General features: G+C 44.2%; 15 protein-coding genes and 1 tRNA gene. 12 read left to right on the top strand and 4 right to left on the bottom strand.

Annotation, left to right across the window (positions count from 1 at the left end; all coding sequences use genetic code 11):
* The first annotated feature begins 26 nt into the window (after positions 1-26).
* From KOE27_RS04340 to KOE27_RS04315, 6 genes are all read left to right on the top strand, one after another.
* Positions 27-725: a hypothetical protein gene (locus KOE27_RS04340; protein WP_215237609.1), complete on the top strand. Its 699-nt coding sequence runs from the start codon at positions 27-29 to the stop codon at positions 723-725.
* 58 nt (positions 726-783) lie between these two features.
* Positions 784-966, top strand: coding sequence for a hypothetical protein (locus tag KOE27_RS04335; protein WP_215237608.1), 183 nt, complete (start codon positions 784-786; stop codon positions 964-966).
* Between the two features lie 11 nt (positions 967-977).
* On the top strand, positions 978-1220 hold the full coding sequence (locus KOE27_RS04330; protein ID WP_215237607.1) for a hypothetical protein: 243 nt from the start codon (positions 978-980) through the stop codon (positions 1218-1220).
* Positions 1221-1294: 74 nt separating this feature from the next.
* Complete coding sequence (locus tag KOE27_RS04325; RefSeq protein ID WP_215237606.1) at positions 1295-1669, top strand: hypothetical protein; 375 nt, start codon at positions 1295-1297, stop codon at positions 1667-1669.
* On the top strand, positions 1653-2231 hold the full coding sequence (locus KOE27_RS04320; RefSeq protein WP_215237605.1) for a hypothetical protein: 579 nt from the start codon (positions 1653-1655) through the stop codon (positions 2229-2231). The genes KOE27_RS04325 and KOE27_RS04320 overlap by 17 nt, the downstream gene beginning before the upstream one ends.
* On the top strand, positions 2215-3705 hold the full coding sequence (locus tag KOE27_RS04315) for a terminase large subunit domain-containing protein (RefSeq protein ID WP_215237604.1): 1491 nt from the start codon (positions 2215-2217) through the stop codon (positions 3703-3705). The genes KOE27_RS04320 and KOE27_RS04315 overlap by 17 nt, the downstream gene beginning before the upstream one ends.
* Positions 3706-4484: 779 nt before the next feature.
* On the opposite strand, the gene KOE27_RS04310 is transcribed toward KOE27_RS04315, so the two are convergent.
* Entirely contained in the window at positions 4485-4757 is a 273-nt protein-coding gene (locus KOE27_RS04310) for a hypothetical protein (protein WP_215237603.1), read from the bottom strand.
* A gap of 122 nt (positions 4758-4879) precedes the next feature.
* Here KOE27_RS04310 and KOE27_RS04305 point away from each other — a divergent pair, with 122 nt between their 5' ends.
* Positions 4880-5680: a DNA adenine methylase gene (locus KOE27_RS04305; RefSeq protein ID WP_215237602.1), complete on the top strand. Its 801-nt coding sequence runs from the start codon at positions 4880-4882 to the stop codon at positions 5678-5680.
* Positions 5681-5732: 52 nt separating this feature from the next.
* Here KOE27_RS04305 and KOE27_RS04300 read toward each other — a convergent pair whose 3' ends face one another.
* Positions 5733-6980 carry a site-specific integrase gene (locus KOE27_RS04300; RefSeq protein WP_215237601.1) on the bottom strand — a complete coding sequence of 416 codons (1248 nt, stop codon included), beginning with the start codon at positions 6978-6980 and terminating at the stop codon, positions 5733-5735.
* Positions 6981-7174: 194 nt separating this feature from the next.
* A tRNA-Ser gene (locus tag KOE27_RS04295) sits at positions 7175-7259 on the bottom strand.
* Positions 7260-7442: 183 nt separating this feature from the next.
* Here KOE27_RS04295 and purL point away from each other — a divergent pair.
* Positions 7443-9704 carry a phosphoribosylformylglycinamidine synthase subunit PurL gene (gene purL / locus KOE27_RS04290; protein WP_229252638.1) on the top strand — a complete coding sequence of 754 codons (2262 nt, stop codon included), beginning with the start codon at positions 7443-7445 and terminating at the stop codon, positions 9702-9704.
* Between the two features lie 51 nt (positions 9705-9755).
* Here the strand turns inward: purL and tilS are convergent, their stop codons facing one another.
* Positions 9756-11111, bottom strand: a complete 1356-nt coding sequence (gene tilS, locus KOE27_RS04285) for a tRNA lysidine(34) synthetase TilS (RefSeq protein WP_215237600.1) — start codon at positions 11109-11111, stop codon at positions 9756-9758.
* A 165-nt stretch (positions 11112-11276) separates the two neighbouring features.
* Here tilS and KOE27_RS04280 point away from each other — a divergent pair, with 165 nt between their 5' ends.
* The 4 genes from KOE27_RS04280 to KOE27_RS04265 all read left to right on the top strand — a co-directional run bounded on the left by KOE27_RS04280 (position 11277) and on the right by KOE27_RS04265 (position 14980).
* A complete protein-coding gene (locus tag KOE27_RS04280) occupies positions 11277-12833 on the top strand; it encodes an OstA-like protein (protein ID WP_229252637.1) in 1557 nt (518 codons plus the stop codon).
* A gap of 161 nt (positions 12834-12994) precedes the next feature.
* Positions 12995-13603: a T9SS type A sorting domain-containing protein gene (locus KOE27_RS04275; protein WP_215237598.1), complete on the top strand. Its 609-nt coding sequence runs from the start codon at positions 12995-12997 to the stop codon at positions 13601-13603.
* A 74-nt stretch (positions 13604-13677) separates the two neighbouring features.
* The gene (locus KOE27_RS04270; protein WP_215237597.1) at positions 13678-14622 is read left to right on the top strand and encodes an outer membrane protein assembly factor BamD; all 945 of its coding nucleotides are present in this window, start codon (positions 13678-13680) and stop codon (positions 14620-14622) included.
* A gap of 46 nt (positions 14623-14668) precedes the next feature.
* Positions 14669-14980: a DNA-directed RNA polymerase subunit omega gene (locus KOE27_RS04265; protein ID WP_215237596.1), complete on the top strand. Its 312-nt coding sequence runs from the start codon at positions 14669-14671 to the stop codon at positions 14978-14980.
* Positions 14981-15110 lie beyond the last annotated feature (130 nt).

Here is a 15110-nt window from a genome sequence, read left to right as displayed (position 1 = left end):
ACACACCAAAACAATTGATTTTAACAATGAAAACGTATTTGAAAGTATTTCTGGCTTTGGGCCTGATCACTCTGGCCGCAGCTGTCACCTGGATGACGGATAACCCGCTGGCCGGTTTTCTGGCTGCTTCGGCAGGCGCCTGGACCATGGAGCATTTTGCCGGTATTTCCATTCTGCCCGATGATGCGGCTTACTGCTCACCACTGGTTGGTCTGAAACGTAAATGCCAGAGTCCTACCATGGGTGGTGCCAAAAGGCTCTACATCGTTTTGACCGAAGATCTGGAAAGTGAATTTCTGACTTATGAGCTGGCCAAAACCATGGGTCAGTTTACTGGGGAGATCCCGCTGGTAACGGGCAAAAAGTTTGTCGAGATCGAAGCCTGGTATGATACCACCAAGTTTGATACCGAAATGAAGGTCGGTGGTGGTTTCACGCAAAGCATCGAGTTTAAAGTGATCGGTTATGATAAGGACATTGTCAAACTGACGGCACTGATGTACGAAGCACCTGTGAATGTGGTTGTGGTGGGTAATGATGATAAAATGTACTGGGTCGGCCAGAAGTACGTGCCGATGATGTTTGAAGCAAAAGGTGTAATGCCTGAAAAAGGAACTTCCAGAAAAGAAGTCACCTTCACTGCCAAACAGGACGGTCTGCAGGTGCCAATCTTCCCGCTGGATCCTACCGTCACACTGGACGTGACCCCTCTGATAGCAGATTAATCATTTTTAACCCCAACCCTGTCTGATTTCCGGCAGGGCTGCTTTCCTTATTATTCTCATGTTAAAATTTCAAAGTGAAGACCAGCAGCTGGTGATCCACATCAACGGGATGACCAAAAAGCCTGAAAACCTCTCCCAGGATGAGCTGCAGCAGATGCAGAAAAACGGCGACAGGCGCATCACAGAAGATCAGCCTGCTGCCGAAGTTTCAAAGAAAAAACCGGCTTCCATTGAAGCCTAACCAATTTTAAAATGGATATCAAAAAACTTAAAGCAAACTATCAGATCGCCCAGCTGCGTGCGGGATCCGATCCCAGTGAAGCAAACCTGGCTATTTTGGAGCAGGCACGCCAGGAGTATGAAGCCGCGCTGGATCCGGAGTCAGAAAAAAAAATGGAAGACCAAGACCTGGATCCGGAACCGGACAGCGACCAGGATCCACAAATCCAGCCGATCACAAACAACCCGCTGAAAACAACGCAGTCGGTGAGCTAAAACCAGCTTCCGACAGATCCGCTATCGAGCAGCTTCTGGTTCAGGCCGACAACCTGCACAGGGAAGCTGCTCTTTTGTCTAATACCCTGCACCAGTTCCAGGACGATGACCTGGCCGGTGTGCGCCCGGTTATTGAAAAGATTGTGACGGCCCGTGATGCCTGGAAGAAGGTAAGGGCCAAGATCGAATACTTTGACAAAACAGGCAGGCTGCCTGAAATCAAAAAGCCTGCGGTGGTCTCCAATACCGCTGATACGGCCAGCATCTCAGAGCTCAAACTGGAAATAGCCAGACTGAATACCAACATCAGCAAGGCCAGAAAGAAACTGGAACTGACTCCGGACCATAAAAAAGCGGAGCTCTGGCAGCAGGATCTTTTGAAAATGGAAGCCATCAAAGCCGAGTACAAAACCAAAATCATTGAGATGACCTATGCGACAACACAATAAGTACCTTGAAAAGGTATATGAAGAAATGGACGTTTACCACCAGCACCTGCATACTGGCCGGGAGCTTTCCATGCAACAACAGCAGACATTTGAAAAGATTGACATCGTACGTGGCTGGCTCAGGGATGGGCTTTCGGATATTGATGTGATCAAACTGGCCAAAAGTGATCCCAGGCTCCGAGTCCAGGACCGAAGGGCACGTGAGCTGCTCTCGATGGCCTATGAAGTTTTTGCCGATCTGCGCCAGCTCAGAAACCGGGACGGTATTAAATTTATGTATGCCGAGCTCATGCGAAAAACAGCCGACAAAGTCATCCAGGATTATGAGCGCCTGCGCGATTCGGGCGAAGACTATCGGGCAGCAGCTGCACTGCTTCGCGAATACAAAAACCTTTTGAAAGAAGCTGCTGTGATCGATGGCGCTTATGATACCAGCAAACTACCCGATGAACAAAAGAAAAAACCAACCAAGATCATCATTAAGCGCAAAACGGTGATCTCAAATTCTGAAATTAATTCTGACGACATTGTCCAGGAAGCACACTATGAAACAGTCGAGTAGCGATCTGATCCAGGAAATAGAGGTAAACGACAAACAGGCCGACTTCATCGAGTCAGTCTTTTATGAGCTCTCCGCCGAAGGTACCAAGACAGCGGCTATGATCGGCGGCATTGGTTCGGGCAAATCCTTTGCCATGGCCCTATTGATGCTGGTCTCAAAGGAAGAGCTGCCCAAAGCCAAAGGCCAGTTCTGCTGTCTGACCGTCACTCAGTTTCAGCGGTCTATTTTTCCAGGGGTTAAATCCGTCTGGCGTGAGCATTTTGACCTGAAAGAATACAACTTCAAAACCCAGCAGGGGGATTATGTACTTTGGAGAAAACCACCGGCAGATTGGGAGCGGCCCTGGCAGGAGCCTGACAACTGGGATAACTGTATCAGTTTCCCAAACGGCTGGGTGATCGAGGTCTGCGGGTATAAAATGAATGCGGATATTCATAGGGGCCGAAACGATGATTTTGCTTTTATGGATGAAGCCCTTCTGTTCAAGCGCGACTGGCTTAAAATCCTGGAAGGGCGGATCCGGGCCAACAAAGGGAAATACGATTCGGCCATGCACTGGCTGATCTCTATTTTTTCCTCACCGCCTTACGGATCCGGAGGAGAATGGATGTTTGATATTGACGATCTGATGAAAGAGGAGCCGACCCGGTATTTATTTACCCAGGTTACCACCCGTGATAATCTGGTTTTTCTTCCCGGCAATTATGTAGACAACCTCAAAAAGAAGCTGACCAAGATCGAGTTTGATGTCGAGGTCATGGGAAAACGTTTGACCAAGATCCCGAATGGTTTTTATGCTGCCCTCTCAGACCGTCATGAAGACATTGACTTTGAAAACTTTTATTCCTCTTATCAGGAGGTTGTGGCCGTTGTGGATTTCAATGCCTATTTCACCAGCTGCACACTTTGGCAGGACCGGGGCAAACCCCAGCATTGCGTGATGAACTGCTTTGTCAAAGAACCAGAGCCTGATATGTCCATGTCGCAGACGCTGGCCACCGAGCTACTGGCCCAGCTTGCTGAACATCAAAAGCAGGTCATTTACATCACCGGGGATAGGAATGGCTTAAACGCCAGTGCACAGTCTAAGAAGAAAGCTGACGGCACCTGGATCACTTTATTCGATGAGTTTTCTGATGTATTTATACGGGCGGGTTGGGACGTAGTTTTATGTCCGCTTACCTACAATCCTTTAAAGGATGAAATCCATACACTTATGCAGGGCATTCTCTCAGAGAGCCGTCAGGACGGGCTTCACATGCGCTTCCATCCTGTTCATGCCAAGAGTACCCTGGTATCCATGCAGCGTGCACCACTGACAGCCGACTACAAGAAGGACAAGTCAAGCGAGAAGAAGGACGCCGACCAGGAGCGGGCCACCCACCTGTCTGACACCGTAGACTACTACGCCGCCTGGCGCTGTCTGGGTGGGATCAGGCCTGTTGATGCGGGCTTTGACCTTTCATTCATGTAAATCCAAACAGCCGGGGCTGGCATCAGTATACCCACCCCGGCACCTCACAGCTATTCGGATTTTTTAAAAATGGAAATTTCCAAAATGTCAAAGGGCGGGCTCGATAGAGGGAAAAACAAGATTTACACGGTACCAAAGCCTGACTATCTGCGCGATTTTCAGATAATTACATCCGATCAAAATCAGTAAAAGGGTGCAAGTTTTTAGAAGGTAATTATACTTCTTTGATTTTGAGTAGCTTATAACCCTACCAGTTGATTAACACAGCGAATTAGCATATTTTATTTTTTGCCATCACCGAGGCTGTTTATCATTGTCAATATTTTAAATACAGCCCAGAATAATAAACAAATCCCTGCCCACATCAGGACAAAGAATCCGAAATCATACCAGTCAAACGAATCAGCTGAAAGAAATCCGTACAAAAATATAACGAAAACCACCGTCATAATTGCGCTGATGACTATACTGCCTGTCTTGGTGAGGACCTTTGAAAGCTTGAACATTTTTACTTCTAAAAAACGCTAGAATTCAAATAGTTGGCAATGATCCAGTGCACGACCTTGTTTTCAAAATATGGCTTAGATTTGCTCTGAGTGGATTCATCCAAATACTTTAATATCACAAGCAGACAGGTGTGTGTAACACTGATCACCTCCTTGTTAAGATTATCTTCGATATACTGATTTCTCTGATCAAAATTATCAAATGTAAGAAGCTCACCAATAAAGGGTGGCTGCTGTGTATGAACCAGATAAGTAGATCCAGGTTTTGCAGCTTCATTTTTTGCTATCAGAAATTTCGGAACATTCTTTTTCATGAATCCTTGATCGGGCAAAAGGGATAAATTCTACTTTATCGCGATCACAAATTGGAAATTGAATGATATGTAGCTCGTGCCAGCCATTTACTTCTGTAATATAATAGGGCACCAGTAATGCTTTTCTGATAAAGGCAGGTACATTTCTTTTCTTCCAACGATCGCTCATTGTGTTGATTTTGGCATAGTGCTTACTCCCAAGCAGGATGCCCTCTCTAAATTCTTTATTCATAATACAGCCGTTTTTTAATTGCTGGTTCTGCAATTTTTCAAATATATGTCAATTTTCTGACGCTATTGTGTCCTTTTACTGCCATTAGAACTTTTCTCCTTTTGCAGCTAAATCTATTAGCTATGAAACAGGAAATAAATCTCAAAACTCCCATTACTTATTATGGCGGCAAACAAAAAATGCTTCGCCACATCCTTCCCAAGATCCCACCACACCAGCTTTATGTTGAGCCGTTCTTTGGCGGCGGGGCTGTGTTTTGGGCAAAGGCTCCTTCACCAGCGGAAGTCGTCAATGATATCAGTAACCGGTTAATGACCTTCTACAAAGTGCTCAAATACGACTTCGAAGAAATTCAGCGCCTGGTTGATGAAACCTTTCATAGCCGGGCACAGCACAAAGAATCGGATCAATTTTATATTTCCCAGTTGCAGGATGTTACCAATCCCGTTGCATGTGCCTGGTCGGTTTGGGTTCAAAGTAATATGAGCTTTGGCAGCATGATCGGTGGTGGTTTTGGTTATGACAGGCATGGAACCTGTGCTTTGAAGCTTTTCAATCAAAAAAACCGGTTCACCGAGGATTATCAGCAGAGGCTGAAGCGCGTGACCATTGAGAGCTATGACGTGCTCAAAGTCATTAAGGCTTATGATAGCCCGGAAAGCTTCTTTTACCTGGATCCTCCCTATGTGTCCTCGGATCAAGGACCCTACAAGGGTTACACTGAGCAGGATTTTATAAATCTGCTGGAAGCCTGCTCACAAATGAAGGGTAAGTTTCTTTTGAGTAGTTATCCGGAAAATGCACTGCTGGATTATCGCAGCCGCTTCAAATGGAAATCCGAGGATCATACCAAAACGCTGGCCGTGGATGGGAGAAGGAAAGAGGCCAAAACAAAGGTAGAGTGTTTGACTTGGAATTATTGAGGAGTCTTTCTCTAAGGTAACACCCAGCTTAAACTGGGTGTTTACAAATAATTTAGGATGCTGCCTGATGCAGAGATTCCCAGCTCTTCATGACCTTCAACAGCCGTTTTTCACGTATCCTACCATAGTTCTTAAGATAACGGGTAGAACTTAATCCCAGGCAAGCTGCCACATCGTCCTGAGTCATCATCATTTCATTCAAAGCTAGATCGCAAAATGTCTTCCGGGCTATTTTTGTGGTCAACACAAGTGGTATCTGAGCATAAAGAGCGACTAGTTTTAAGGTCGCATTTCGCTTCTGATTGCTTTTGACAGGAAGCTTTGAAAGCTCATGACCATATCTCTTAAGGATATCAACCGCAGGTGCAAGAAGTTTAATTACAAAGGGCTTTTTTGTCTTTCTTCTTTTACCTTTAAGGAACAACACTTCTTTATAATACTCCAGCTGAAACTTTTTATCACGATAATCGCAATGGTGCATACCAGTAAAACAGTTGAAGACAAAAGCGTCCCGCTCCTCCCCTAGCGTTTCAGCACTTTCTCTGGTTAGAATATTGCCCTTTACCAGTTTATTAAAGTCAAATCTCAGAAGTTTATCAAGCTGAATAATACTCAAATGGGTCGTATCGAGATAGTCTTCGGAATCCGCTGTACCTGGCAAATCTTCATCAAAGCATGTAAGCTGCGGACATAAGCCCTTTCTTTTCCCCCACTTTAACACCTGCTTGGCAAATGCGGTAACCTTTCTTGCAAATCTTTCCTGACTGCGGTTATCATCAATCATAAAGTCGAACAGATCTGAAAAGAAAGTAGCACCTATTTGGGTGGGTTTAGAGATCTTTACCAGCATACAATAATCCAAGATATGCCTCGTGTAGTTTGTATTCACGCTCAAAGTAGATTCCGTAATCACTTTCTGATCCGCTTGCTTCTGGCGGTGCTCCAAAAATGCCGCTGTGATTTCTGCAATACTATAAGTGAATTTTCTTTTACTCAGGTAATATTCCTTAACCACAGGAGTTGTTACAAACTCATATTTGGTGTTAAGTATATCATAGAGCCGGTATAGCTTTGATGAAATATCATTCAGCCTCTGGTTCGCTCGGACTATACGTTGTAATTTTCCAAGAATAACTTGGTTTGTAGAATCCCAACAAGATTTTTTACAGGAAATTTGGGTCGATCCTATTTCGGTTTCATCATTGTCGATAGTAATTCGACATTGAATCGTTCCAACAGGATCAGAATTAAGAGTTTGGCTTTTGGCTTCCGACTTGCGAAACCAGAACAACACTTTCATTGGGGGAAGGTGATTAATCACGGTACTTTTAAAGGTTGGTGTGGTGAGTAAAAATTGCCGTAACCGGCATATTTTAGACGTAACCCCTGACGTAACCGTTATGTGAGGAAAGTAGATTTGATGTTAAAAGCAAGAAAGCCACCCAGTTTGCTGAGTGGCTTTCTACATGGTAAAGACCATTTTACTTAAATCCGCAGAGAGAGAGGGATTCGAACCCCCGGACCTGTTACAGTCAACGGTTTTCAAGACCGTCGCAATCGACCACTCTGCCATCTCTCTTTTCTACTTTAGCCGTGTGCTAAATGTGGTGCAAAAGTAATGAGAAAAAATAAATACACAATAGTTTCTGATAATTTTTATCCCAATATCGTTTCTCTTGATCTAATACCTTAATTTTGCGCCTTAGTTTTGGCAGTTCGTTTTAGCGTTGCCATTTAATAACTACCGTAAAACCAGAATAAAGTGTCAACTACCGAAATACAGGATGGCAATGCCCTCCCTACCGTCGAAACGGCCCGCAAACTTGGCGTTCTTCCAGAAGAGTTTGATAAAATAAAGGACATTTTAGGTCGTACACCCAACTTCACGGAACTGAGTATTTTTTCTGTGATGTGGTCCGAGCATTGCTCCTATAAGAACTCGATCGTCTGGCTTAAAAAATTACCCAAAGAAAGCGACCGCATGTTAGCCAAAGCCGGTGAAGAAAATGCCGGACTGGTGGATATTGGTGACGGACTGGCTTGCAGTTTCAAAATTGAATCGCACAACCACCCTTCCGCACTGGAACCCTATCAGGGAGCTGCCACCGGCGTGGGGGGGATTAACAGGGATATCTTCACCATGGGCGCCCGTCCTATTGCCCAGCTCAATTCGCTCAGGTTCGGAAATCCCGAACTGGCAAAAACCAAATGGCTGGTGAAAGGTGTGGTGAAGGGCATTGGCGACTACGGAAATGCCTTTGGAATACCAACCGTGGGTGGAGAGCTTTTCTTTGACGAATCCTATAACACAAATCCGCTTGTCAACGCATTTTCTGCTGGCATTGTGGAAATTGGCAAGGTGGCAAAGGCCACTTCCTATGGTGTAGGCAATCCTGTTTTTATTGTCGGATCAGCCACAGGGAAAGATGGTATCCACGGCGCAACGTTTGCTTCGGAGGATATCACTGACAAATCCAATGAAAAATTACCTGCCGTTCAGGTAGGTGATCCATTCATGGAAAAATTACTGCTTGAAGCCACTCTTGAAATCATTGCCACCGGTCATGTGATCGGTATACAAGATATGGGGGCGGCTGGTATTATCTGCTCCACCTCTGAAATGAGCGCGAAGGACGCCCACGGGATGATCATTGATTTGGACAAGGTCCCCACACGCCAGGCCAATATGCATGGATGGGAAATTCTTCTTTCCGAGTCGCAGGAGCGTATGCTGGTGGTTGTAGAAAAAGGAAAAGAAGGTATCATTCAGGAAATTTTCGACAAATGGGATCTGCACTGTGCCCAAATTGGCGAAGTTACAGATTCAAAACGTCTGCATTTTTATCAGCACGGAAACCTGATCGCCGATGTACCGGCGCACGATCTGGTACTGGGTGGCGGAGCTCCTCAGTACCATCGCGAGTACCGGGAACCCGCATATTTCCAGGAGTTTAAGAAATTTGAAATTTCAGAGATTAAAGATGTAGATACCGAAGAAATCAAAAAGGTTGCGACACATCTTTTATCTCACCCCAATATCTGTTCGCGTCAGTGGGTTTCCCAGCAGTATGACTCTATGGTCGGAACCGCAACACGTACGACCAACTCTCCTTCCGATGCTGCGGTAGTCAGAATCAGAGATATTAAACGACCTGATTATGAAAAGTCGATCGCAATGACAGTGGACTGCAATGCGCGGTACGTCAACGCCGATCCCTTTGTCGGTACACAAATTGCCGTGTCGGAAGCGGCCCGCAACCTGGTATGCTCAGGAGCCGAACCTCTGGCTGTCACCAACAACCTGAATTTTGGAAATCCGTATGTTCCGGAAGTATACTGGCAGTTTGTGGAGGCCGTAAAAGGCATGAGCGTGGCATGTTTGAAATTCAGCACCCCTGTTACCGGAGGAAACGTAAGTTTCTACAACCAAAGCTCTGATGACGGGCCTGTTTTTCCGACGCCAACAATCGGGATGATCGGCCTGGTTGAGAAACCGGAACATCAGACTTCCCTCGACTTCAAAAATGATGGTGACCTGATTTATCTTATCGGAGCCCCTAAAAATGATATCGCCTCTTCGGAGTACCTGTACAGTTTTCGCGGGGTGAAAAAATCACCTGCCCCGGCCTTTGATCTGGACGAAGAATTTTCGGTTCAGGCTGCGATCAGAAAACTGATATTGAGCGGATTGGTTGTTTCGGTACACGACGTTTCGGATGGCGGGCTATTTGTTGCCCTCGCCGAATCGGCCATGCCCAGTACATTGGGTTTTGAGGTGTCGACAGACACTAATTTCCGCAAAGATGCCTATCTTTTTGGCGAATCTCAAAGCCGTGTACTGGTAAGTATCAAGCCTGAAAATCAGGGAGAATTTCAGAGAATGCTAGGTGCTGACCTGAAAGCACCTCATGCGCTTATCGGAAAAGTTACCGGGGCGGATCTTATGATAGATGGCCAGACAATCATTTCTACCTCCGAAGCTCAGGACTTATTCGGAACTTCACTTGGCAAATTATTTGCCTGATCATTTTGAATCAACACTAAAAGATAGTCCGACCGTCTATAGGCGGTCGGACTATCTTTTATAAACATCAGAAAAAACCGGATCATAAATACCCGTAACTACCTGCCTGGTATCCGATTGAATTCTAAATCGATGAGCCGTCCTGATGCCTATTACCCAAATAATTTCGTCATCCCCGTTGACGAGTACTCTTACCTTTTCCTTTTGAAAAACGGTCAGTTTCAGATCTATCAGCAAGTCGCTGACCTTCTTTTTCCGTCCCTCCATTCCCAGTGGAGCGAACTTATCTCCTGGCTGCCACTTTCTGACGGTTAGCGGATACGAAATCTGATCTCCGTCAAAATAAATATGGTTTGCAGATTTGACGATATCTTTTATTTCAACAGCGGCATCTTCAAAGGAAAGTATCCCCTCTGCCATCGCGTAGTGAGCAGGAAAACGCTGGATCTTTATTTCTTCCAAAGGCTGATCTCCGCCCCGTGGTTTTAAAATCAGCGTATTTCTGTCTGTCAGTAACTGATTTGTTTCAGAATAGAATATTTTCCCCGAAGATCCGCTGGACCTTAAAATTTGTTCGACCTGCCGGTATCTGAACCCGTAAGGCTCCAGAATAAACGACAATCGGTAAACAGGCTCACCCGACTCCCTCAGTTTATCAACGGGTATCCGTGTCTCGTTCCCATCTGAAATCAAAATCTGATTTTTCCAGTTCTCCAGAAATTCCGTCAGCAACCTGTCGGCCGCCCTTACTCTTTCGGCAGTAACCGCAAAACTATCTTCCAGCGAAGGATTTATTTCTTTAAGTACCGGTATCACCTTATGCCTGATCACGTTCCGCTGATAATCCAGAGATTCATTGGAACAATCTTCCCGCCAGTTTATGCCCTCCTGCATGGCATAAGCCAAAATTTCATCTCTTGATGCATACAATAGTGGACGGACGATGGTATGGTTTATAACCGGTACTCCACGAAATCCGGAAATGCCGGTACCCCTTGAAAGATTAAGCAAAGCCGTTTCGATGGAATCATTAAGATGATGTGCAGTAGCCACCCAGTGGTAATGATTTTCCTTCCTTATTTTCTCAAACCAGGTATACCTCAAATCCCTGGCTGCCATTTGCGTGGACACGGAAAACTGATCCGCATATTTTTTGGTTTCAAACCGGGTTACATAAAACTTAAACCCATAAATATCAGCCGTTTCTCTGACCAGCGCTTCATCTTCATCCGACTCAACCCCTCTCAGACCAAAGTTGCAATGCGCCACGGCAGCCGGAAGTCCCGCTTTGTGGAATAAATGCATCATGGCCATAGAATCCACTCCCCCACTTACTGTCAGAAGTGTGGAAACTTCCGTTAAGGATGGATTAAATTGGTTAATAAAAGTTAAAAAAGAATCCAACATGCCCCTTGCGCGCGTATTTGATGTAATTTTGGCTTATCATAAGACAGAAAGGATTGCCTTTGCACCGTATCCGAATGTTACATTTTCAAAGTTAAGGGAATCAAGAAGAACCTGATGAAAAAAATATATGTAAAATATTGCAACAAGGTTAAACTTATTGGCGTCATGTCTATCAAAGCAGATATGCTGAAAGTGATGATCTTTGTGGTGATATCAATTCCTCATATTCTTCTGGCGCAGAACAATATAACAAGCCAGGCAGCAGGTACCGAAGGAGATATTGTTGAGATCATCAAGTCAGACGAGTTAGAAATCACGAATGAAAACGGAACCGAGATCCGCAAGGTAACCAACGGAACATTCAGACACAAAGGCGCTTTGCTTTACAGCAACCTGGCCATTCAGAACCGTACAACGAACATAATCGAGGCTTTTGGCAATGTCCGGATCGTTCAGGGTGATACCATTACAATAACAGGTGATACACTTTACTATTACGGAAATACACGTATGGCGATTGTGAGCGGCAAAAAGGTGGTCATGAAAGACCGGAAACGAACCCTGACCACCCGAAAACTGGAATACGACATGGCAGCTGGCATTGCCTACTACAAAGTACCGGGCAGAACGGTGGATGAATCAGACGTACTGACAAGCAAAGAGGGTTTTTACAATACGCAAACGAAGGAATTTACCTATTACAAAAACGTTAAACTCGTTAATAAAAAATATACACTTACCACGGATACCCTTCTCTATAACTCAATAACGAAATGGAGCTATTTTAATGGCCCGAGCAAAATAGTAAATAAGGACGGCACGGTGAAAGCTACTCGCGGACAGTATAACACTGAAACGAGCCAGTCGGTATTCAAAACGCGCACTACGGTAGACAACGAGACGTATACCCTCACCGCAGACTCACTGGCTGTGGATGGCAAAAGTAACAACGGACAAGGAAAGGGAAACGTAATCATTGTCGCTAAAAAGGACAAGACTATCCTGAACGGGGACGAGGGATCTTACATTCGGGACAAAGGTTTTTCAAAAATTTTTGGCCATGCCTATGTTAGAAATGTGATTTCGGACGACACCCTTTACATCCGTGCGGATACCCTTTACTCCTTTGAAAATAAGATTGATAGCACCAGGAAACTGGTTGGCTACAAAAATGTTTTCATTTATAAATCCAATTTCCAGGGAAAATGCGACTCCATCATCTATAACACGGCGGATTCTATTATTAAATTTTTCCGCAAGCCCATACTATGGAGTGACCAGTATTATCAGATGGAAGCCGATACGATCACAACATTTCTGGTGAACAATGAGGTGAACAGAATGTTACTTAAAGGACATTCTTTTGTCATAACCGAGGACACACTCGTAAAGCAGTATAACCAGGTAAAAGGCAGGACGATCAATGCCTATTTTGGAGAGAAAAACAAATTGAAACAGGTGCTGGTGGATGGAAACGGGGAAAGTGCTTATTATGCCGTTGATGACAAGGAAAAAATGATAGGGCTCAACCGGGTGGAATGTGGTAAAATGAATCTGCTTTTTGCAGACAACAGGGTAAACAGGATCGCCTTTATCGGAAAACCGGACGGCAGGCTTATCCCCCCTTCTAAAATAGTGCAGGCAGAACGACAGCTTGACGGATTTAACTGGCGAATAACCGATAAACCCACAAAGGAAAAAACAACCTGGCAGAAAGAATAAATGTCAAAATTCTATTCTTCAGGCACAGTTATTTAATGATTAAAAATAAATGCGACCGTACGCACAATATATTTTGATTTTACAATATTTTCTCTATATTTTTGTAATAATCTTTCGGCATAGCCCGACTAAGCTCCGAAAGGCCATTCCTATCAAAAGCTATGAAAAAAAATATACTTCTTTTAATGTTCCTTATCACGCTTGCAGGTCACTGGGCTTTGGCTCAGACGGCTAACAACGGGAGTAGGCTGAACATTACCCGTAAGAAAAGCGCTCCTGTTGGGAATATGAAGTTTTCAAGAATACCTGAAAATCTTAATTATAAACCACTTTCTCTTCATAACCATAAAGCCGTCAACAGTTTCTATAGATCTTATCTGTTTTCCTCCAACACATCCAACGATACCAATGGTACACTTGTTGCGGAAACTTCTGAAAGAAATGTAGAAAAAAGAACACCGGTTGTAACAGCAGGAAAGGCGGAAGAGCAGCTATTTGCCAACGAGAAAATTAGCGTTTCCAATATCTATCCGAATCCGGCCAGTGATTACGCCGAGTTGGATTACAATATGTTACCCGCAGTGCGAGACGCTAAGGTTATTTTTTACAGCATCCTGGGCTCACAAATGAATGAGTACAACCTAATGCGAGGCGAGAAGAAATTAAGGGTCGATACACGCGAAATGCCCACAGGATTATATTTTTATCAACTTGTGCTGGAGGGAAAGAAAGTTGCAACCAAGAAAATGCTCGTTCGCCATCAGCAATAGGTTCTTTTTTAAACACTTTTTAAGCTACGCATTCGTTATGGATGATGTAGCTTTTTTATTACCTTTGCAGTTATATGCGAAATAATGGCCTTGCAAGTACTTTCTTGCTCATTTTGTTGATTGTAGCAGGAAGTTCCTGTAGTAAATTCTCCAAACTTCAAAAAACCGGTACGGACCAGCAGAAGTATGATGCTGCCATGACCTATTATAAAAAAGGAGATTTTTATAAAGCAGGAATTTTATTCGAAGAATTGATCCCTATTCTGAAAGGAAGTACGGAATCAGAGCTCGCACAATTTTACTATGCCTATACGCAGTATCAGCAGGGGCAATATAATTCGAGCCAGTTTCTGTTCAAGAAATTCTATGATACCTATGCCCGAAGTGATTTTGCTCAGGAGGCATTTTATATGCACGCATATTCTTTGTACAAGGACTCTGCCCCCTATAACCTTGACCAGACAAGCAGTTTCACGGCCATATCGGCTTTACAGGATTTTATAAATACGTATCCCGACAGCCCTTTCCGGGAAGAATGCACCAGGTATATTCTGGAATTGCGCTCCAAACTTGAAAGGAAACAGTATGAAAAAGCAAAACTGTATTACAAGGTAAGCGACTTCAACATGATGTCTCTGAAATCAGCAGTTATCTCCATTGAGAATTTCCGCAAAGATTTCCCGGATTCCAAGTACAACGAAGAACTGGCTTATCTGAAAATTGATGCTCAATACAGATTTGCAACCAACAGTTTGAATTACACGATGGATCAGCTGCTGAAGCAAAAGGAAAGATACCAGGCCGTTGTAAAATATTACCAGGAAATGATCGATAAATATCCCGAGGGGCGCTTTCTGAGGGATGCTGAGAAGATGTATGAAGGAAGCCAGAAACAACTGGAGGTCATCGCCAAAGTTGAACTGGAAAACCAGAAATTAAAAGAAAAATCTGTGGATCCGTCTACCAAACCAACCAAGGTAACCGCACCATCATCCACGGAAAGTAAAGGCAACAAATAAAGAATCAAGTCAGGAAAGTAAGGATTTAAACAATAAAGAAGCTACCATGGCAACCAATCCATCCATCATTACCCGCGATACCGACAAGATCGCTGATGTAACTGGAAACTTATATGAATCTGTGTCGGTGATCTCCAAAAGAGCACGTCAGATTTCCAGTAAAATGAAAGAAGAACTCAACAATAAACTGGCCGAGTTCGCTTCCGGTGTTGATAACCTTGAAGAAGTTTTTGAGAACCGCGAGCAGATTGAAATCTCAAAATTCTATGAAAGAATGCCCAAAGCAGGCAGCATTTCCATCGATGAATTTATCGAAGGAAAGACTTATCATAGCTATCGCAACACAACGGAAGAGTAATCCTCCATTGATTAGCAAAAGCCAGTCGAAACAATGCCAACAGGTTTTGTTTTGACTGGCTTTTGAGGTTTTTCATGTCTATCTTTCATCTGTAAATGCAGGCCTGAGAAATCAGAAGTTTTATTTGTGT

It is taken from the genome of Dyadobacter sp. CECT 9275, assembly GCF_907164905.1.
In the GTDB taxonomy this organism is placed as follows: Bacteria; Bacteroidota; Bacteroidia; order Cytophagales; family Spirosomataceae; genus Dyadobacter; species Dyadobacter helix.
Note: the sequence above shows the minus strand (reverse complement) of the source record. Positions and strands in the feature narration are given on the sequence as shown.